The sequence below is a fragment of the Natranaeroarchaeum sulfidigenes genome (assembly GCF_017094485.1).
Classification (GTDB): Archaea; Halobacteriota; Halobacteria; order Halobacteriales; family Natronoarchaeaceae; genus Natranaeroarchaeum; species Natranaeroarchaeum sulfidigenes.
This window is the reverse complement of record NZ_CP064786.1, coordinates 2,557,966-2,578,503: the sequence shown is the minus strand read 5'-3', so window position 1 is coordinate 2,578,503 and position 20,538 is coordinate 2,557,966. Positions and strand designations below refer to the sequence as shown.

Annotated in this window: 20 protein-coding genes; 13 read left to right on the top strand and 7 right to left on the bottom strand. The window is 59.2% G+C overall.

All coding sequences use genetic code 11. From position 1 onward, the window contains the following. Positions 1 to 7 precede the first annotated feature (7 nt). The 7 genes from AArcS_RS13430 (at position 8) to AArcS_RS13400 (ending at position 8,333) form a co-directional block, all read left to right on the top strand. A complete protein-coding gene (locus AArcS_RS13430; protein ID WP_238477931.1) occupies positions 8 to 2,398 on the top strand; it encodes an alpha-amylase family glycosyl hydrolase in 2,391 nt (796 codons plus the stop codon). Positions 2,399 to 2,587: 189 nt separating this feature from the next. Next, positions 2,588 to 4,087, top strand: a complete 1,500-nt coding sequence (locus AArcS_RS13425; RefSeq protein WP_238477930.1) for an alpha-amylase domain-containing protein — start codon at positions 2,588 to 2,590, stop codon at positions 4,085 to 4,087. A gap of 390 nt (positions 4,088 to 4,477) precedes the next feature. After that, complete coding sequence (locus AArcS_RS13420) at positions 4,478 to 5,818, top strand: hypothetical protein (protein ID WP_238477929.1); 1,341 nt, start codon at positions 4,478 to 4,480, stop codon at positions 5,816 to 5,818. A gap of 686 nt (positions 5,819 to 6,504) precedes the next feature. Further along, the gene (locus tag AArcS_RS13415; RefSeq protein ID WP_238477928.1) at positions 6,505 to 6,960 is read left to right on the top strand and encodes a DUF2085 domain-containing protein; all 456 of its coding nucleotides are present in this window, start codon (positions 6,505 to 6,507) and stop codon (positions 6,958 to 6,960) included. Between the two features lie 42 nt (positions 6,961 to 7,002). Further along, positions 7,003 to 7,440 (top strand): TM2 domain-containing protein, encoded by a 438-nt coding sequence (locus tag AArcS_RS13410; protein ID WP_238477927.1) that lies wholly within the window; start codon positions 7,003 to 7,005, stop codon positions 7,438 to 7,440. 47 nt (positions 7,441 to 7,487) lie between these two features. Then, entirely contained in the window at positions 7,488 to 7,838 is a 351-nt protein-coding gene (locus AArcS_RS13405) for a VOC family protein (RefSeq protein ID WP_238477926.1), read from the top strand. 57 nt (positions 7,839 to 7,895) lie between these two features. Further along, the gene (locus AArcS_RS13400) at positions 7,896 to 8,333 is read left to right on the top strand and encodes a DUF7993 family protein (protein ID WP_238477925.1); all 438 of its coding nucleotides are present in this window, start codon (positions 7,896 to 7,898) and stop codon (positions 8,331 to 8,333) included. A 105-nt stretch (positions 8,334 to 8,438) separates the two neighbouring features. On the opposite strand, the gene AArcS_RS13395 is transcribed toward AArcS_RS13400, so the two are convergent. Then, positions 8,439 to 9,098 (bottom strand): HAD family hydrolase, encoded by a 660-nt coding sequence (locus tag AArcS_RS13395; protein ID WP_238477924.1) that lies wholly within the window; start codon positions 9,096 to 9,098, stop codon positions 8,439 to 8,441. Positions 9,099 to 9,227: 129 nt separating this feature from the next. On the opposite strand from AArcS_RS13395, the gene pyrF reads away from it, so the two are divergent. The 4 genes from pyrF to AArcS_RS13375 all read left to right on the top strand — a co-directional run bounded on the left by pyrF (position 9,228) and on the right by AArcS_RS13375 (position 11,799). Next, on the top strand, positions 9,228 to 10,058 hold the full coding sequence (gene pyrF / locus AArcS_RS13390; RefSeq protein WP_238477923.1) for an orotidine-5'-phosphate decarboxylase: 831 nt from the start codon (positions 9,228 to 9,230) through the stop codon (positions 10,056 to 10,058). Between the two features lie 161 nt (positions 10,059 to 10,219). Then, complete coding sequence (locus AArcS_RS13385; protein ID WP_238477922.1) at positions 10,220 to 10,834, top strand: DUF7344 domain-containing protein; 615 nt, start codon at positions 10,220 to 10,222, stop codon at positions 10,832 to 10,834. Between the two features lie 6 nt (positions 10,835 to 10,840). Continuing rightward, a complete protein-coding gene (locus tag AArcS_RS13380) occupies positions 10,841 to 11,458 on the top strand; it encodes a signal peptidase I (RefSeq protein WP_238477921.1) in 618 nt (205 codons plus the stop codon). Further along, a complete protein-coding gene (locus AArcS_RS13375; protein ID WP_238477920.1) occupies positions 11,455 to 11,799 on the top strand; it encodes a hypothetical protein in 345 nt (114 codons plus the stop codon). Before AArcS_RS13380 ends, AArcS_RS13375 begins: the two co-directional genes overlap by 4 nt. Positions 11,800 to 12,113: 314 nt before the next feature. Here AArcS_RS13375 and AArcS_RS13370 read toward each other — a convergent pair whose 3' ends face one another. The 5 genes from AArcS_RS13370 to AArcS_RS13350 all read right to left on the bottom strand — a co-directional run bounded on the left by AArcS_RS13370 (position 12,114) and on the right by AArcS_RS13350 (position 17,781). Next, positions 12,114 to 13,757: a SipW-dependent-type signal peptide-containing protein gene (locus tag AArcS_RS13370; RefSeq protein ID WP_238477919.1), complete on the bottom strand. Its 1,644-nt coding sequence runs from the start codon at positions 13,755 to 13,757 to the stop codon at positions 12,114 to 12,116. Positions 13,758 to 14,136: 379 nt separating this feature from the next. Further along, on the bottom strand, positions 14,137 to 15,261 hold the full coding sequence (locus AArcS_RS13365; RefSeq protein WP_238477918.1) for a DUF5305 domain-containing protein: 1,125 nt from the start codon (positions 15,259 to 15,261) through the stop codon (positions 14,137 to 14,139). Then, the gene (locus AArcS_RS13360; protein ID WP_238477917.1) at positions 15,258 to 16,391 is read right to left on the bottom strand and encodes a signal peptidase I; all 1,134 of its coding nucleotides are present in this window, start codon (positions 16,389 to 16,391) and stop codon (positions 15,258 to 15,260) included. The genes AArcS_RS13365 and AArcS_RS13360 overlap by 4 nt, the downstream gene beginning before the upstream one ends. Before the next feature lie 247 nt (positions 16,392 to 16,638). Continuing rightward, a complete protein-coding gene (locus tag AArcS_RS13355; protein ID WP_238477916.1) occupies positions 16,639 to 17,157 on the bottom strand; it encodes a DUF1102 domain-containing protein in 519 nt (172 codons plus the stop codon). Positions 17,158 to 17,202: 45 nt separating this feature from the next. Next, positions 17,203 to 17,781: a DUF1102 domain-containing protein gene (locus tag AArcS_RS13350; RefSeq protein WP_238477915.1), complete on the bottom strand. Its 579-nt coding sequence runs from the start codon at positions 17,779 to 17,781 to the stop codon at positions 17,203 to 17,205. Between the two features lie 482 nt (positions 17,782 to 18,263). On the opposite strand from AArcS_RS13350, the gene AArcS_RS13345 reads away from it, so the two are divergent. Next, on the top strand, positions 18,264 to 18,881 hold the full coding sequence (locus AArcS_RS13345; protein ID WP_238477914.1) for a DUF7344 domain-containing protein: 618 nt from the start codon (positions 18,264 to 18,266) through the stop codon (positions 18,879 to 18,881). Continuing rightward, positions 18,878 to 19,390, top strand: coding sequence for a hypothetical protein (locus tag AArcS_RS13340; protein WP_238477913.1), 513 nt, complete (start codon positions 18,878 to 18,880; stop codon positions 19,388 to 19,390). The genes AArcS_RS13345 and AArcS_RS13340 overlap by 4 nt, the downstream gene beginning before the upstream one ends. Before the next feature lie 14 nt (positions 19,391 to 19,404). Here AArcS_RS13340 and AArcS_RS13335 read toward each other — a convergent pair whose 3' ends face one another. Continuing rightward, positions 19,405 to 20,400, bottom strand: coding sequence for a phosphate signaling complex PhoU family protein (locus AArcS_RS13335; protein WP_238477912.1), 996 nt, complete (start codon positions 20,398 to 20,400; stop codon positions 19,405 to 19,407). Positions 20,401 to 20,538 lie beyond the last annotated feature (138 nt).

Sequence of the window (20,538 nt, the reverse complement as noted above, 5' to 3'; positions counted from 1 at the left end):
AAGAATTATGTCATCCCTGTTCGATCCGCAGACGCCAGTCGAGTCGCACCACCCCGGACATCCCCGATTCGTACAGGTAGGTGAACGGATCCACGACTCGGTGTTCGTCATCGACGCCGACACGACCGGCATCGACGTCGATGTCGATATCGAGCACGGGGGCCGCGACAATCTCGCACCGCGCCTGACCGAGCTCTCGGTCGATCCCGACAACTACGACCCCGAAGAGTTCGAGTGGTCAGTTGTTTCGACGCCCGCCGACAGCGACGGCGACGTGCTTTCGTTTGCGACCGACGACACCGAAATCCCGCGCTACGACGCGGGCTACGACCACGCCGCCGAGTTCGAGGCAGACGTGCCGGGCGAGTACGTACTCGGGCTGGACGCGCCGGACGGACACCACGAACTGACGCTGTACGCCTTCCCCAAGGGAACCGACGCCCCTCTCCCACGAATCGAACTCGACGGCGAGTACGACGCCGACGCCAGGGAGTTCCGGATCGAGTCGAATGCTACACTCGCGCCCTCGAGCGACGCGGAGCCCGAGGATATTCGGGTCGAGTTCCTCGCGGACGATCGGGACGCCCTATCGACCGAGAATATCGAGATCGGCGCGGACGCCCGGACGGCGACGGTTCCAGTTGACGCGCTGGCGGGCGAGCCAGCACGCGTCCACGCCGCCGCGTTCGACGGGCAGGCGGCGAGCGCACAGGATTCGATCGAGCTCGATCCCGCTGGCGACGTACACCTGCCGAACCGGCCACCCGAGTGGATCGACGACGCCGTTATGTACCAGATCTTCCCGCGCTCGTGGGCGGGCGAGCGCGGCGCAACGACCTTCGAGACGCTGATCGAGGGGGACGAAGAAACCGGCGCACGCGGCGTCGAGTATCTGGACGAACTGGGCGTCGATGTGCTCTGGGTGACCCCCGTCGTCCCCGCGACCAGTGTACAGATGGATCTGCCGCCGGGCGGCCCGCACGGCTATAGCACCCTCGATTACCTGGGGATCGCCGAGGACCTCGTTCCCGAGGGATACGACGATCCAGTCGAGGCGTACGCCGACTTCGTCGAGGCGTGTAACGACCACGGTATCGCCGTCCTCTTCGACCTCGTAATCAACCACGCGGGCCGGTGGATAGATCAATTCGTCGATACTATCGCGGAGGGTGATCAGTCGGTCGAGGCAGGCGACAGCGCTACCGTTGAGGCGTGGAACGAGGACTCGAAGTACTTCGACTGGTGGGACCGCGTCGACGTCCCACGCTACGACGAGGACGGCACACAAATAGAGGCCGCACCGCGGGCGACCGGGTTTGCCGACCTGCAGTGGATGCCGAACATCAACTACGAGAACCTGGCGATGCGAGAATATATCCTCGCAGTCGCGGACTTCTGGTCCGGCGAGGTTGGTGTCGACGGGTTCCGCTGTGACGTCGCGTACGGCGTCCCCCACAGCTTCTGGAAGGAGCTCCGTGAGGTCGTGCGGGCGAACAACAGCGACTTCATCATGCTCGACGAGACGCTGCCGACCGATCCGAAGTTCTCGGAAAACGAGTTCGACATGCATTATGACTCCTACGGGTTCACCTACACCGTCCAGAATATTCTGGAAGACGGAGACGGACTCACCGAGAACCAACAGGAGATGTCCGACCAGTACGAGTTCCCCGAGGATCCCGGGAATCCGGACCAGCTCGTCGAGGATATCCTGACCCGGCGGGACCACGGCATTCCCGATCACTCGCGGGTCATCAACGCCGTCGAAAACCACGACGAGCAACGGTTGCTCAACCGCACTGCAGTCGACCTTGCCGACCCCGATCACGATGCAGTCACCGACGAAGAGTGGGAGGCCGCAGCGAAGGGCCAGCGCGCCGCCTTCGCTGCCTGTGTTACCTTACCCGGCGTGCCGATGCTCTACTACGGTCAGGAACGACAGATCAGCCGCTACGGAGAGGGTCGGGTCACCGATCCCGACGACCACCGTGGCCGCAACGACGATGGGAGCGTCATCGCCCACGCAGATGTCCGTCCGGGTGGCCGCCAGCGCGCGTTCATGAACTGGGACGAGTACGACGAGGCGCATCTGGAGTTCTACAGGGCCCTGATCGACCTGTACCACGACCTCGACGTGCTTGGCCCCGATGCCGACGTGCGACTCCAGTCGACTGACGAAAACGTCAACGCGGTGGCGTTCACACGCGAGGCCGGAGAGGCAGCCGACGTGTCCGGCCCCCGCTCAGTGCTCGTCGTCGTGAACTTCGAATCCGAGCCGGTTCGGATGGATCTCCCGGAGTCTGTCGATACGGAGAACCTCGTCGCGATTGACGACACGACTGCAGATGGGCAGACGGTCAGTGTCGATACCGTCGGTGTCTTCGAGATCAGCGAGTAGTCGGAGAACGTGTAGGCGTCGGAACTCGAACAGGGGGACGACCCCCATGGGTACGAGTTCCTCGACCAGTAGTTGATACATTGGTATAACGGAGAGTCAACGAGACGAACAGACTCGATCTCGGCTCTCGTAGACGCCACGAAATCCGGGAGCCTATACGACGCGAGAACGACGATGTAATAGATCATCGTGATAGATCTCACCGACGACGAACCGGCCGACGGTCGAACGGAGAGACGCGAGTTCCTTCGCGGGGCGGCAGCCGCCTCGGCGGCGGTGCTCGGCGTATCGACTGCAGGCTGTACAACACCCGGTCGCGACTTCGGCGGACCGGACGCCGCAGTCGTGCCCGATATCGAGGCGAGCGTCACGACTGACTCGGATGGAGAGGGTGTCATCTACCAGTACTTTCACACGCCGTGGGCCGAGGTTGAGGACGATCTTCCGATGCTCGCCGAGGCTGGGATCGACGCCCTCTGGCTCCCCCAGCCGGCGGTCGGCAAGCTCGATTTCCAGCACCTGGCGACCGAAGACCAGGACGGGTTCTACGAACCGGAACATCCCGACTTCGGGCACCTCGAACCGCACCCGCCGCTCGGGTACCAGCCGGTCGATCTCCGGGAGTTCGACTCGGTGTTCGGGACCGAGGAGGAGCTCCAGTCCCTCGTCGATGCCGCACACGATCGCGGGATCGAGATAATCGTCGACACCGTCCTGAACCACGTCGCGAACCCCGATCCCGCGCCCGCAGATCGGTGGGGCGACTCCGACGATCCCACGGAAACGACCCAACTGGAGTGGCCCCAGTTCGAGGTGGAAGAACACTTCACGGAGGTTCCCACCTACGACTACCGCGGCGAGATCGAAGACGAGCAGTACGACGAATCGTTGCTCGGACTGCCGAATCTAGACGTCTCCCATCCCGAGGTTCAGGAGGCCCACGAAGCGTATCTGAGGAAGATCGCGGAGTTCGGGATCGACGGCATCCGCTTTGACGCCGCCGCCCACGTCTGGCCGTGGTACTTCGCCGAGGAGGTAAACCCCCTCTGTGAGGAGTTGGGTCTCTGGCGCGTCGGCGAGATGTGGGACGAGGGAGACACCGATTTCCTCATGGAGTTCGTCGATACCGGGATGAACGCGTTTGATTTCCCGCTGTACAGCAATATCGTCACTGCCTTCGAGGAGGACGATCTCACCGGCCTCGCACAGGACGGCGGCAACGGCGTTGTCTACGAAGATCCCGACGCAGCCGTCACATTCGCCCAGAACCACGACACCGCGGGACCGGGAGTGGGTCCCGGGGACCCCGAGGGCGAGGCAATGGCACTCGCCAACGCCTTCATCCTGTCCTATCCCGGCACGCCTCATCTGTTCAGCACGGATATCGGCGCGGATCTTGACGCCGACACCCAGCGACTGATCGATGTCAAGAACCGACTCGCCCGCGGCGCGCTGATCGACCGACATGTCAGCGAGGGCACCTATCTATACGAACGCGAGGGGAACCTGCTTGCCGGGATCAACGTCTCCCAGAGCGCGCAAAGCTACACGGTCGAGACGTCCTGGGACGAGGGGACGACGCTTGTGGACTACACTGGTCATCAGCCAAGTATCGATGTCGGCGAGGACGGCGAAGCCGAGGTCACCGTCCCGGCCCGGAGTTGGGTCATGTACACGCTGGGCGCCTGAACAGACGGGAGCGCGTTCCGAAACCGCCTTGCACGCGCCCTCTGTAGCACCGGTTGGCCGATGACGACGCACTCGCTCCGAGCCGGACTCGGCACCCGGCGACGACGAGCCCTATGAGTGCCGAGGCCGCTTCTCCTAAGTGCGAATATACGGGCAGTAACTGTTGGTTTGGTGGCCGATCGGTCCATACTATAAACGGTTGAAAGGCCGTTTTTCAAGTCCTCTTTCACTCTCCTCGTTTCGTTTGGGTTTTCGAGAGAGAGAGAGTTGATGTTTTACAGTTAAATGCTTCTGTGGGCTCGATCTCAGTAGATTTCGTTGGACCGGTTGTGTTTACTTGCCGGTAATTATTTGAAACCTGGACTACCAATTCAGTGGTAACAACTGTCTATGAACCAAGAGGTTTACTCACGCCGGAAATTCCTATTGTCAACCACCGCAGCAACAGCTGGCGGTTTAGCTGGATGCACGGAGACAGAGAACACGGATGGTAGAGACGTTATTCCTGCGGATACAACGGAGGAGACAAGACATAATATAGAAGTTAATGAAGTTAAAACGCAGATCAGCTTGAGAGAGTTAAACAACTGGGAATACACAGAAGACACAGTAAGAGATCAAGATTACGCAGAACTACAAATAAACCTAATAAAAGACGGAGAAACAGTAAATCCAGACAACTTAAAACTAAGTATAGAAGAACAACTAGAATACGACACACAAGACAGTTTATACCGGATCAGCACCGCACAACTACCGTACAACGGAGAAAACCGCTTACAGATAACAGCAGAAAAAGACGGAGAACAAGTGAACGAAGAAATACTGTTAGAAAAGAAAGTCCCTCTCAACTATGTTCTTGAAGCCTACGTCAATAACGAAAAAATAACCGGTTTCGAATCACCATACAACTTTGATACATACAAGCTAGATATGGAGGTGTTCCGTGGAAGACTACAAAGTTATGAATCAGGAAGACCGTCAGATGTACCCGGAGGTTCAGGCGTAGTAAGAAACTTCGACGGAACAAAACTAAATAACGCAAATAGTAAAAAAGAGATAATAGGCATAGTCGGAGAACACGTAAGAGAAGAAATGAGTACAAACTCAGGATGGGCAGCACAGAAAGCTGCAGCAGAGAAACAGATAATAATTGAGAAGACTAACTATGAGGAAGACGAAATATACGCAGCAGGATTCAGCAATCCCGCACACATTGACAAAGATGGTAACGGTCATGGTAGTAAACTCCTCTATATTGACGGCGACTGGTTCCACCATGAAACATGGTTCAACGAAGTAAACCATGTGACTAACTTAGAGGACATTGATATGAAGACAGGCAGCAACGACAATTACATACCGATTATAGCTGATTTTGAGGAAGGTGAAATGAACGGACTACTATACAGTACAAAGATGGAAAGGATGAATACGTTTTTCCGTACAAATTCTAATCCTAATGGAACTGTTGACGAGGACGTCATGGTTACTGATGAGTTTGGTTCTAAAAGTTTGGAGATGATAAGGGAGAACCAGCCACGTGAAAACGTTATGCCTGCAATCGATACTGCAACAAGCTACCATAGAGAAACAGGAAACAATATTTCAGTCATGGGTACGCCTGATGAACCTGTTCTTCTTAGCACCCGGCAGCCAAGAATAAACAAAAGGATTATTGAAAATCCTGAGTTCCAAGAAGTTGAAGACATTCTAGAAGAAGCCGCCTAGAAAGCAACTTCCACGAATACACATACTTCTTTTACTCTATCATTATCTGTGTACCTAGGTCGGTGTTACCCCAGTCTTGCATCTGTTCGACGAAGCTGTCACCTGTATAGACTTCCCTAAGTTCATCCTGGAAAGTAACATCATTATTATGACGGTCAAGCAAAACATCCGTTAATTCAGAGTTTTCTAGACTGAACAAACTGCTTGGACGTCCTGTCTTCTGTATCAGTTCGTCTTGGGAATTATCTGTCGTGTAGCCCCATTCACAACTGTAGTTTTCGGAGTTGTCTACTTCTCCGTATACTCCTATAGGGTATCAATGGGCGGGTTTACCTATTATACACTGAGTGAGGTCAACAGAACACTATATTCGATACCCGGAAATTCCGGGGATACCTACTTCGGCGGGATTTCATCATTGTTGAAGTCCGGAAATGCCAGGAATACTATTGAATTGCTCAGTAACTCCTTGTTTAACGGTACACGTTCATTATAGACAGATCGTGAGTCGTGAGTGCCGAGGCCAGCCGAAACCCGGTGGCTAAAGCTGACCCCTGAGAGAGTTCTCCGTCCCGCCCGATCTCAACGGTCCCGGTATCCGCGGTTTCGGATGGAGAGCGTCAGCAACAACACTGGCCCCGTGGATTGCAGACGACTTTTGTCAACCGCCGCCGAACCGCCATGACGTGAAGATCGATCGCGAGGAGTTCCGAACGGGGCTGGCCCGAACGTGGCCATACCTGCTCTCACATCACACACCCAGTGAGCAGTATCGGTGTTACGCCCCCGAACTCCTCGGCAGACGAGTGCATCTCTGTGCGCGCTGTGCGGGGATCTATCCGGGAATCGTCATTGCCCTTGTAATCGCGCTGTTCGTCCCCATGCTCGCACACTCGTCGACAGTCGCGCTGCTCATCATCCCCGCCTTCCCGCTCCCCGCTCTGGTCGACTGGACCGTGACGACGTTCACCGAACGTCGAGGGTACAATGTGGTCCGCACAGCCACCGGACTCTTGCTCGGTTACGGCTACGGTATCGGACTGTATCGACTCGTGGTCGTCGGGGACATGTGGGTTGTCGCAGTCGGGGCTGGCTACGCGCTTGCAGCCGGTAGTTTGGTCGCGCTGTCACAAACAGAGTGATCCGTACACCTTTATGATCCTCGTGAGAATCCAGAGCCAGTTATGAGCTACTGCAGAAATTGCGGGTCACAGATCGACGGGGATGCAGACCTCTGTCTCGACTGTGGCGTCAACCAGTCGGCGACAGTCGGAGAGGATCAACAGACCCGCAGCGACAACGAAAAGTACTGTGCCGAGTGTGGGGAGGCGATCAACCGAAAAGCCGAAATCTGCCCCGAGTGTGGAGTCCGGCAACCCGGCGTCAGCGGCGACGCAAGCACGGACAAGATCGTTGCGGGGATCTTCGCCCTGCTGCTCGGTGGTATCGGCGTGCACAAGTTCTATCAGGGGAACGTCAAGTACGGTGTCCTCTACCTGTGTTTCTTCTGGACAGGCATCCCGGCCCTCCTCGGGCTCATCGAAGGGATCCTGATGCTCGTCGCCGACGACGCCGAATACGAGCGCCGATACGCGGATGGAGCGATTCTGGGCAAGTTCTGAGCGAGCGCGACCAGAACTGATTTTTCCTCTCAGTCGTGTGATCCCGTATGCCCGGTATCGTCTTTTTCGGAACCGAATCCCACGACGAAGTCGTCGACTTTTACGTCGACACGATCGGTGCGACAGTCTGGCTCGAACAGCCCGATTGCACGATCCTCCAGTACGACAACCAGCTTCTGGGCTTCTGTGAGCGTGAGACCGCCGACACGGAGGGGACGATAACGTTCGTCGTCGATACGAAAGAGGCGGTCGACACGCTGTATCGACGACTGACACACGTCGCTGATGGCGAGCCGACCGAGAACGAGCGCTACCGGATCTACCAGTGCTTCGGGACGGATCCGGAGGGGCGCACGATCGAGATCCAGACGTTCCTGCACGAGACGGAGCCCGTCTGAGATCCGATCGGCGTCCCGGAACACAACGCCGAAAGCCCCTGCACTCGAACAGCGGGTATGGTCGAAGAACGCGTCACCGACGGCGTCCGGATCGCCCAGCTACTCTCCTCGGAGATCGACGGACGCGTCGACGGCGCGCTCGCCCGCCTCTCGGTGACGAACCCGGATCGAACGGTCTCGGGAACCACCGAGGGCGAGCGGGCGTACGACATCGAGTGGACGGAGGAGCCGATCGAGGACCCGGACGACGCCAGACGGCAGGGCGACGTCGAGGGCGGGCGGCAGGTCGCACAGGTATTCGTCCACGACGACCGGGTTCGGATCGAGCTCTCGGCGGCACAGGAGGTGGCGGCCGAGCGTGCCAAAGCGGAGGGACTTCGCGTCCGCCCGAAAGCCATCCACCCGCCGAAGACGCTCGTCTTCGTCGAGAGCGGAGCGGAGACCAAACGCGGGGCGGCCGTCCTCGACGCTGTGAGCGATGCCCTCACCGAGTAGCGGTCAGCATGGCGCCGACCGATGACCGATCTCGTGCATCCCGACGCCTACCCCGATGTTACATTGTAACATTGTTCACAATATGACGAACCCCCCGCCGAGACATCACATGGTGCCGAGCGCGTCCGGTAGTTCGGTCGCCATCGCCGCCCGGTCGACGTGAGTGTCGGCGCGCTCGTCCGGCCCCGGACCACCGTCGTAGAGCACCTGAATCGCCTGCAGTCCGGCGTCTTTCGCGCCGTGAATGTCGGTGCGGACCTGATCACCGACGTAGACGGTCTCCGCCGCCGGAACGTCGAGCGCGGCGAGGATCGCCTCGAACGCGCGAGAATCCGGTTTCCCCGCACTCAGTTCCCCCGTAACGATCGCCTCGTCGAAGAGCGTCTCCCACCCGAGCGTTTCGATCTTGTCCCGCTGGGCGACGACTGGACCGTTGGTCAGCAGTCCGACCCGGTAGCGTCCACGCAGCTCCGCAAGGAGCGATTCGGCGTCCTCGACGGGCTTCAGGGCGGCGGCAATCTCACCACGGTAGGCCGTCGCCGCGTCGGCAGGATCGACGTCGGTGTCGTAGGTCTCGAAAATATCCGTGAAAATAGGTGCACGCGTCTCCCCGGTGAGATGCTGGCTGTGGGCTTCCAGATATTCCTCGCGCGTGGGTGCGGGCGCATCGATCGATGCCATCGCGTCGGTCATCAGCGTCTGTCGTTCGCGTCGAGGGATAGCGAGCGTCTCGTCCAGATCGAAGACGACCGCGGACACCGTCATAGGTAGTAGTTCGCGGCCACGGATTTGAGCCTATCCGTCCCGATCGCGGATTAGCCGCTGGGAAGGCAGGAATAGTTCATCCCGGCAGCGATCGATATCTTGTAGTGGACCGGTCGCCCAGAGGGAGCCATGAACTTCTTCGATCGGCTGGCCGACCGCATCGAGACGGCGGATAGCGTCGTCAGCGTCGGTCTCGATCCCGACATGGACCGACTTCCCGACGTATTTCACGGGTACGATCTCCCGCGATTCGCGTTCAACCGCCGGATCATCGACGCCACCCACGAACACGCCGCGGCGTTCAAGCCAAACGCGGCGTTCTACGAGGACCCCGACGGCTGGCGTGCACTCGAAGAGACCATCGCCTACGTCAAGGGCAAGGGCGTCCCGGTACTCCTCGACGCCAAGCGGGCGGATATCGGCAACACGACGCGCCAGTACGCCGACCTCCTCGACCCCGACGCGAACACCGGCGCGGACGCGATCACGGTCAACCCCTACATGGGCCGGGACTCGCTCCAGCCGTTCCTCGACACCGAAGGGGCGGGCGTGTTCATCCTCTGTCGGACGTCGAATCCGGGCGGCGCGGACCTGCAGGAGCTCGAACTCGCCGAGGGCGACCTGCTGTACGAGCGCGTCGCCGCCCTCGCGGATACCTGGAACGAGCATGGAAACATCGGGCTGGTCGTCGGCGCGACGACGCCCGAAGAGCTCGAAGAAGTTCGCGAGCAGGTTCCTGACCTCCCCTTCCTCGTCCCCGGCGTCGGCAGTCAGGGCGGTGACGCCGAAGCGGCGGTCGAATACGGTCTCGCAGACGACATCGGCGTCGTCAACTCCTCGCGAGGTATTATTTTTGCGGGCGAGAACGCCGCTCGGGACGAGCAGGACGCCGACCGGTTCGCCAGCGCCGCTGGTGACGCCGCCAAGCGGCTGAAACGCCGACTCAACCAGTACCGCTAGAAGGGGCTTACCGTCGCGATACAACTTCCTACCGAACGATGCCGTCGTCTACTCGCTGTAATATATTTCATAACTATCGGTAGTAAGATTGCATCGGACAATGGAACGATGCCATCTAGCAACTACATCGCTACCGGGGTCCAGCCCGGCGGTGGTCGGGCGTGAGCGCAACGGCGGTCCAGCAGAGTGAGACGGTCACTCCCGATGGAACGGAACCAGACGATGAGACACAGGCTCGGACCGATCGTCAGCCGATCGACCAGGAACTGGCCTTTCAGATGTTGAGTTGTCGTCGACGCCGCCACGTCCTGCACTATCTCCGGCAGAATGACGGGAGCGCAACGCTCAGGACGCTCTCGCGGCAGATCGCCGCGTGGGAAAACGACACGGATCCCGAGGAGATCACCTACCAGCAACGGGTTCGCGTGTATACCGCGCTCCGGCAGTCACACCTGCCGAAGATGGACGACGGCGGCGTCGTCGAGTTCGATGCCGACCGGTCGACGGTCGTACTGACTGACGCCGCAGCACAACTGGACGTCTACCTCGATGTCGTCCCGCACGACGATATCCCGTGGAGTACGTATTACGCCGGGCTCGGCGCGCTCTGTGTGGGGTTCGCTACACTCGTCCTGATCGGACTCCCACCCTTTTCGATGCTGGCCGGCGGGGTCGCGGCGTTGCTGTTCTCGACGCTGTTTTTCGCCTCAGGGGTAGCGCACGTACTGCACGATAGACGCATGCAGGTCGGGAGCGAGGGGCCGCCCAGGGGGTGATCGAGCATGTCGTATCTTCGCCGGAAGGCAAGCGCCGCCGCGCGCGTCCTGCTGGGATTTGCCCTCATCATCACGCTCTGTGCGGTCGTCGTGGTCGCCGTCCCGCAGGTGATCGGTGCCGACGAAAGCTACGTCGTCACCTCCGACAGCATGTCGCCCGAGATCGAGGGCGGTGACGTCGTGATCGTCACCGAACGTCCTCCGGAACGGATCGAGGAGGACGACGTGATCACGTTCGCCCCGCCGGGTGACGACGACCGGCGGACTACCCACCGCGTCGTCGAGGTGCAGGAGGAAGACAGTCAGCTCCAGTTCCTCACTCAGGGCGATGCCAACGACGCCGTGGACCCCGCGCCGGTTCCCGCTGACCGCGTGATCGGCGAGGTCACGCTGACGATCCCGTACTTCGGACGCTTCGTCGCCTTCGCGCAGACGACGATCGGCATCGTCTCGCTGATCATCCTGCCGGGGCTGGCGCTGGTCGGCACCGAACTCTGGGAGCTGAAAAAAGGGATGGACGAGTCGGAGACCGACGACTCCGATGACTCCGCCGAAGCCGATACTGACGACGAATCTGATCAGTCGGACGACGCCGAGACGGACGACGAGGAGGTGGATCGATGAGGCGTCGACGTCGAGTCGCGCTCGTCTGCGTGATCGCGCTCGTGGGGCTGCTCAGCCTCTCGATCGGGATGACCGGCGGGCTGTTGAGCGACGGCGTGAGTCTGGACGGAAACGAGATCGAAGGGAGTGAGGACGCCGGGACGCCGGATGAAACTGCGGGTGGACCGCACGATGAATCGCCCGGCCAGTCGGACGTGAACGAATCGTCGGATGCTGAGGCTGAAGACACGACGGAGGATAGCGATGACGAGGCGGACGATAGTGAGGACTCCACTGCAGACGCGGACGACGAAGCGGCAGAGGGTGAGGCGACTGCGAACGAGACGGATGCGGACGACTAGTAGTCTTTTTTGCAAATTAGTCTAGCCGTTTTAGATGGTGATTTGGCGGGATTGTACAATAACCCGTGGAGCGTTTTTGATAAGAAGAGTTCATATACTGAATCAAGCACTCCGAATCCTCACCGAATTATATACAGTTTGGTAGGTCGGTCTGATCCAGAACTAACAGGTGTATTCAGAGTTTGTAGCTATAGACCGGCAACCAACGGAGATCTGAAGATCACGTCTGGAATTACTGTACCTCTCAATTGAGAAGGTGATTAAACTAATCCAATCTGGTATTAGCAAAAAGGTAGGGAGACAATAGTGGTTATTTACTCAACCGGTTCCCATACGACATCGAAACCGTCCGCCGTCTCCTCGATGGAAACCAGCCTGAAGTCTCCTTGGTCGGGCATTGGAGTTCCAGCACCCGTTGGAATCCGATACCATTCTCCAGGCCCTTCGCCAAGAGGATTTCCATCATAGGGTTCCAGATCAAACGTACTAGTCGCACTCGTCCCATCGCTATCCGAGACAGTGACAGTCTGGTCTGTTGGATTAGCGTAGAGTGGTTGACCCTGACTCGGCAACTCGCCAAACTCGTCTCCCTCTTGTAGGGCAAAATCGTCTTCAGGGTTGTTCCAGAAGACGCCTCCTTTCGGAGTTTGTGCGTCAGCGAGCCACGGGTTGTTGGGGAATTCCTCGTCGACGAACGGATTCTGCGGGTCGTCATTGTGACGGCACTGCTCGGTGTAGAAGCCGAGGTCGAACTCCAGCCGATCACGCTGGATCTCGTTGCCGACGTCCAGTGGGAGCTGCCACTCGAAGCCGATGTACCGGGTCGTCGACGCTTCGGTGCAGGTCGGACCGTTCTCCTCATCGTTTTTCTCGTCGATATCGCAGTAGTAGAACGTGAAGTTACTGACGCCGAAGCGCTTCTCGCCGTCGCGACCGGCACCGAACGAGGTGAACGCAGTCCCGCTCATCTCACAGTCGTAGACATTCTCTTGTGTGCGTGTATCGCCAGGCGGACCGCCAACCATGTCGATCTGACAGATCGGGGTGTCGCTCATCCAGTCGAAGCCGACGACCTCTCCGTTTTCGTCTTCGTCTTTGAGCCGGAGGCCGGTGATCGTGACCGTAATCTCCTCGTCGCCGTCCTCGAAAGTGTACTCCCGGCCGACCTCGAGCTCGGTATCGTCTTCGTTGTCGATTTTGTCCAGCTCGATACACTCGAACCCATCGTTGTCCCCATTCGTTGGAGCGATCGCGGGATCCGCGTCGAGCAACACGCCGTCGTTGAGCTCGTCCAACACTTCCCGGAGCGTGCCCTGCGCGATGATGGGCTCTTTGCCAGGCTGGTAGACGTTGTCGCCGGGCTCCGCGTCGTCGCCGTCGTCCATATCGTACCAGACGCGAGCGGTCGCTTTGTCGGCGAGGTGGTTCTCCGGCTTGTTGTTCGCGTCTTCGTCCTCGTAGCGCTTGTTCTTCGTCCGGAACCAGACCCAGCCGTCGTTGCCACAGAGGTGATAGCTGAAGGTCGTCTCCCAGCGGTCACCGGGCTTGACGTCGTCGAGTTGTACGAGCGGCTCCGTCCCGTCCGTCTCGTTGCCTTTCGTTACTTCCCGGTCATCGTCGTAGTCGATGATTGACCGCCGCTTGCTGTGGAGCGGTGGACCGAGCTCGCCGAACGTCTTACAGAAGTCGTCTATTTCGAGGTCTGCCTGTTCTTTACCCCCTTTTTCATCCGCAGGGAACACGTCGATGAGCTTTAGCCCATCTCCCTTGTCGTACTTCTCCTGCCAGTCGATGAACAGGTCTAGCTCGCCCGCAACGATCTCGTTGTCGTCTAGATGCTCTTCGTCGGTGAAGAGTGCTGATGTGCCGAATCCTCCAAGCGCTGCACCGGCACCGGCTGCGCCGATCCCGGCCAGTACGCTCCGTCGATTGAGTCGTCCGCTGTCTTCGTCTGCCATAGTTGTCACACGCGACAGCGGCGTCCCGCCGACTGCCACGTAAGAGAGAGTGGCCGGATACGGGGGCGTATATATACACTATCTGAAAAGTTCCTAGAAGGGACCACTAGATCGAAAGTATGTGTATAACTTATCGTAGTGGCTTAATAACGGGATCAGAACGGACTGTAACAGTGTCGTGGGGTCCCTACATTGACATCCTCACCGCGCTTGAAGACACGGGCATCCGCTTTCTGTCTGTCAGTCAGTGACTCCGGTGGCGGAACGATCATTATCCGGTCCTCCGATCTATTCGCGTCGACCGGTCGGGCCCGTCCACCGGCCCGGGGACCAGTCCCGGACGATACCGAAGAACCCTCTCGAACCTCGTCGAACGGGATCACTCAGGAGCGTCGGCCCCGTCAGTCGGTTCGTCCGATTCGTCTTCGCCGACCACCGTCCCCACTGGTGGCTCGTATCTGTACAGCAGCGGGCCGTCAGTAACGTAGTAGCAGTTGTCGTTCGTGTCCTCGATGACGCGCCGCCCGCTGTCGATCGCCACGTCGACGAGTCCTTCCAGTGAATCCACATCTATCCTCGGCTGATCGGTGAGCGCGGCGGGCAGAGCCCCGACGGTGATCCAGTCGTCGAATCGCTCGCGGTCGGCCCGGTGTCTCGTGTCCGCCGAAACGTCCAGATACCCCCGCTTCCGTGCGAGAACGACGCCGACGAGTCCGAGTAACGAGACTGTTGCCACCAGTGGGGCACCGACAGCCTGGAACCAGCCGTCGTCCCCGGTTTGGGCCACGCCTTCGACCTGCTGGCCACTCGGTCGCTGCTCCAGTTGCGCGTCGACACCGTAGGTATCTCCGTCGGGGCTGATGACGAGCACGTCCTCGCGGTGGTGGGTGACCGACTCGGTTCCCACAGTACCGTCGATCTCCGAGCGAGCGACGATTCGCGCTTCAGTGTCGCCCGGAGACGCTCCGAGGTCGTCCTCGATGGCTGCGAAACGTTCCTCGATCTCCACAACGTCGACCGTCGCTCCGACGGCGTGGGACTCCCCTGTTGCGAGCGAGTCGCTCTGCTGGCTATCGAGTGGTTCCGTCAGTTCCCAGTAGACTTCGTCGTCGCCGACCGACTGAAGTATCAGCAGTAGCTCCGTCTCGACGTCAGCTGACGCGTTTTCCGTATCCAGACGGTACTCGTACGCGACGTCCAGCTCGGGAGTGGCGCGCGTAAAGTACGTCCCTCTGTCGCGTAACTCGTCGCCCTGTTCGAACACCCCGGTATCGTTCTGCACGATCGCCGAATGCGTGAACTCGCCGGAGTCGCTCCACGTAGTCCCCTCTTCTTGCTCGGCATCGCCGGACCCGGCGATCGTCGTCGCCGTGAACGCCCCGCCGACGAGCGCCAGTACGACGAGTGTCACGACAACGATCGTGTACCGATCCGCGAGAACCCTGCGGACGTCCCCCATTCGTTCCGATGTCGATACCTCAGTCTGTCGGTCGTCGTCAGTCATGATTGTCTTCCCCCCAGAATCGTTCGTCTCGACTGTCGCGTCCGGATCGTCCCCGTCCCGAACAGCAACGCCAGCGGCAGGGCGAACGCCGCCCCGATCGTGGCGCTGATCGTGCCGATCGCCACCCACGGATGCACCGAGTGCAGCGCCCCGATCACCGCGGGTGGAAGCACCGCCAGATAGCGATACTCGGAGACAGTTCTGACGTAGTAGCCGGTCTCCGGCGGCGCACTCACGTGCACGGTGGCGTTTGCCTCGCTGCGCTGGCCGAGATACTGGCTGTCGGGCTCGACCTCGATGCCGGGGCTGGTCGGCTCCGTCAGGACATACATCGGCAGGACGCCGCTGTTCCGCGTGGTGACCGTCCACTCCGCCGTTTCGCCCTGCAAGATTACGTCCGATCGGTCGGAGTCGAACTCCGCGCTCACAATCCCGTACTCCTGTGACCCCCCGGCGACGAGCATGGTTCCGGCCGCGGTCGCGATCAGGACGAACGTCAGAACCGCGATCACCACTCCGGCGTTGTACACGCCCTCTCTCGACCGCGTTCGGCCACGCTCGCGATGTCGGCGACCTCCGTCGAGTATCCCGGCCAGGAACGCGGCGGCACTCACGAGCAAGAACAGGAACGCGAGCCACGGGACCCGGGCAAGCGCGGCGAGTCCGAGGACGGACGCGACCGTGAACTGCACGCGGTCGACGCCACCTTCGACTGTTTCGACGGCCGTGCCGAGGTGAGGGATCGTCACGATCTGTCCGTTCACCTGCCAGGCTTTCGCCAGTACCTGCCCGTCTGTTACGGGCGGTTCGCCGTCCGCCTGATCGGTGAATGGGTTGGCGTCGCCCTGTGTGATGTAACCCTCCTCGGTGACCCCGACGACGCGGTGTGTGGTCACGTCACCGCCGTGGACCGCCTCGGACTGGAAGACGATGACGTCGCCTTCCTCGACCTCGCCGGTGAGCTCGCCCGGAATCGCGACGAAGCCGTCACCGGCGTCGATCGTCGGCTCCATGCTGTCGGTTTCGGCGTACGAGAGCAGGATCGGCTGGCCGAGGATCTGGCCGACAAGCAAAGCGGCGACCAGGAGTAACAGCAGGACGACGAGCCCAGTTTTGAGATACGAACGCATAGTTATCGCCTTGGATCACTCGTGTCGACGGGTACCGACGAGAACCAGACGACCTCTATGCTTCGCCGATTGTGTTGAGGTCCAGTTTGTGGCCGCACCTCCGGGTCAAGACAGGACATCCCAACTACAGAACCGTCCTTACATTTCTTTTATATATGCCACATACTATGGTTAGGATAGATATTCTGGCTCGACAGCCAATATTGCATGCGCCGGGGGACAATGGTGGTGTTGAAAAAAAGACCGATCAGTCTTCAGTTGCCTCCCCGGCGATCGTTAGTTCTCCCGAGTACGAACCAGTACTGACGCCGAACGTGTTGATGTACAGACCAGCTGTGATGGACTCACCGACTGACAGGACGAATGGTTCGTCCGTGAACAGTGTTCTGTCAGGGTCGTCGGAATCGTATAGCGTTACCTCGATCCCGTCATCCATCTCGATTTTCGTATCCACCTCGATCGTTTCAGTCCCCCGGTTCGTGATCTGAAGGATATCGTCGAACCAGTACTCGGAATCCATCCCGACGCCCTCTGCGTCCGCCTCCTCGTGGATACCTGGAATTTCGAGGAAAACCTGACCACCGACTTCATACGATCGCCCCTGATCGTCGGGTGTCTCGCTGAGACTGAGGTATGCGAGCTGGTCTTTGACAACTTCGACGTCCAGTCCCCGGTCTACGCGGGCGATGTTGAACGCTCCGCTCCCGAGGAGGGCAGAGCCAGCTGCTGTCCCGGCAGTTACGCCGAGAAATCGTCTTCGATTCATTGTTTAGGTAGTCGGTTTTTATCCTACTTAAGCAGAAAGTAAGAACTAGTCAGTTACCTCTGTATAGATGCCGATGTTCTCTGGTGGGTCATCGACATCACCTTGGTCGAACCGATCAGACTCCTCGCGACCGACGAACTCGAAGTGAACGAATAGCCTATCTCCTGGGTTGAGATCCGCGTCGTCGGCTGCGGTACCACCAGTGAAATCACCATCACCATCCACATCGTTTGAAGTGCCAATTTGGTCGAATGAGTAGTACGCACGCGGGTAGTTCGTGTCCCACGTGATTGCACCTAGTTCCTCCGACAGGGTGACACTGATCGTGTCCGTCCCGTTATTTCGGATCGCGAATACGTCCGTGAATACGTAGTTTGCGTTTTCACTGAGCCCATCTCCATTCTGCCCTCCGATGGACCCGTCAAATGCAACGCGTAGCTGACCGCCATCCATTTCCGAATAAGCACTCGTCGCTTCAAGCCCGAGATATGCATCCTCATCGTCGACGACTTCGACAGTCATCTCACGGTCGGCACGGGCAACATTGAACGCACCACTACCCACAAGCGCGCTTGCTCCTGCGGCTGCACTCCCCAATCCGATTACGAATTTGCGTCGTTCCATAGTGTTGTCACCGTCATTGTCGTACGCCGGTACGCTCGACAGCTCGTCTCGTCCTACCGTATCAACTCCGGCGTGCATTGGATCACACCACAGTATCCCACTTTGGAATATACGACCAGCAGTGACGGATAGAACGCCTGTACTATGGCAATAGAGTCTATGGAGAGTGGACAAAGGGCCTCTTCTAATCAGTTAGGATACTGATACCATCGTGTGTGTCTTCAGGACAGTACGATCGATTTCGGTTCCTTCTGGAAGATATGATACTGGTTCGTCCTCGGAACCGCCGAAATCACATAGAATTTTTCAAATGGATCATATTATTGGGCAAACATATTTTCTGCGGTCACTCACTTTTTTGATCCTGAACCGACTGCTCGGTCCGCATATCCGTGTCAGACTCTCGTCATTTGTTGTATGAGGTTACCACGGTTTAGCTGAATATACTAAAATGATACCACATTGAACTCTTTTAACGAGTGATGAGCACGTCTTCCGACACGTCAGGCAACACGCGGAACGCTTCGATCGCTCAGCACGATTTCTCGCGCGATTCCGTACTGGAGGTGTTGAGCAACCGGCGACGACGGTTCGCGATTCACTATCTCAAGCGCCAGCACGGATTCAACGGACGGCATCCCGAGCCGGTCGAACTGAGTGAGTTGGCTGAACGGATCGCTGGCTGGGAGTACGACAAGCCGCCGGAGCGACTCACCGCTCAGGAGCGCAAACGGGTGGTGAACGCGCTTCGACAGTTTCATCTACCAAAGATGGACGAATACGGGTTTGTCGAGTACGACGCCCAGCGGGGAACTATCCGGCTCACGGAACCCGCCGCCAGCGCGGATTTCTACGTCGACGTCCTGCCCGAGCGCGGCATCCCATGGGGGAGCTATCACCTCGGACTGGCCGCAGTCTGTGGACTCTGTCTCGTCGGGATCGGGCTCGGGGTCGTCCCCTTCACGTTCTTTTCGATGTTCGCCTGGAACGTCTTTTTCGTCACCGTCTTCGGCGTTTCGGCGCTCGGCCACTACTACGACAACCACTACCGAATGCGGGTCGGGGCCCGCGAGGAACCGCCGGAGGTGGCCGAACGATGAGTGCACACCATCGGTTTCTCGTGGCGGCGGTGGCACTGCTGGTCGCGCTATCGCTGGTCTCCGCGAGCGGGGCGTTCAGCGCGATGACGGCCGACCGACCGACCGAGGTTGCGGTCGTCGATGACGGGGACGCGTACCTGAGTATCGAACAGACGGTAGATCAGTCGAGTGTAGCCGATAACTCGTCCGGAGTAGGCAACTCGACGAGCGAGACGACAGCGCCACCGGACGATGTGGCCAACGACTCGGCTCCGGCGAACAATGCGACGTCCGCACCGGCCCACGGTGGACCGACGCTGGAGCTCACGCTCACCAACCGATTTTCCCCCGGAGTAACACTCGACAACGTCGAAGTACGCGTCGGAAAGCAACACGAGGAGATCAGTCTCGCAGCCGGGGAGAGCCGAACGCTCACGTTCGAGTCGGTCGAGTGCGGTGCCGACATCACGATTACAGCGTCCGGCTCAGATGTGAGTACTTCGCTCGATCGAACAGTCGAATGTGACTGAGGTAACACGCTTGCTCACGGCCGCGGCGCGGCCTTCTGCAGTGCCGTCTCGGCGATGTTGCCGCCGTAGTCCGCACTGCGGGAGAGCGAATCGACGATGATCCCCAGCAGCTGTGCCTCGTGGGGATCGAGCTGACGGAGTTTGTCGTGAATGCGGCGGGTCTGTTCGTCGAGGCCAAGGATCGACTCGCGGACCTCGTGGGCGATCTCGCTCGACCGGGAACTGTCGTCGGCCAGCAGCGCGTCCATGGCCTCGTCGATGATGCCGGCAGCATCCTCGTGGAGTTCGACGATCTCCTCGCTGACTGCCTCGGGAATATCGTCGAGCTGGAGCGTGAGCTGGCTGATCTTGGCGGCGTGATCGGCGCTGCGTTCGAGCTGGCGAGCGCTGGAGTGGTAATCGAAACAGTCCTCGCGTGGGAGGCCGAGATCTGTCGCCGCGCTCGCCGAGCGCAAGGTTGCCCGGAAGGTCCGTGAGACGACGAACCAGAGCCGATCGACGTCGTCGTCGCGCTGGATGACGTCACGAGCGAGGTCGTCGTCGTTCTCGGTGAGTGCTGTGACGGCGTCCGCAAGCATCGATTCGGCGATCAGGCGCATACGTGTGACAGCGTTGGTGATCGACAGCTCCGAAGAGTCGAGAAGATCCTGTAGGACGACACGCTCGCCGGTCTCTTCGAGTACCTCGACGCCGATCAGGCTCTGTGTAGCACCTCGAATGGCGCGGCGCTGGTCGCTCGTGATCACCGCGCCTTCGAGGGCGATTCGGTCGAACCCGCTAACGTACATCGTCATCACGGCACGCGTCAGCTGATCCCCTTCGAGATCAGTTACGTCAAGCGTCCCCTCGGTGTGTTCACGCTCGCTCTTCGGTGTCAATAGAAGCGAGTCTTCCTCGACGTGAAATTCGACTTCCGTCCCGGCGGCGACGTCGTTCTCGGTCGCCCACGACTTCGGAAGTGAGACCGTGTACGTCGAGCCGCCGGTGATCTGGACTTTCCGCGTCTCCATACGGGTAGATAGTGTAGCCGATACTAAACACCTCCTATCTATGGAGTCGACATCTATTCCATTGTCGCGCTAAATGTGTTCTGTATGGTGTTTTCGACACTCTACAGTATATGATGAATTTCCCAACATATCTCTATA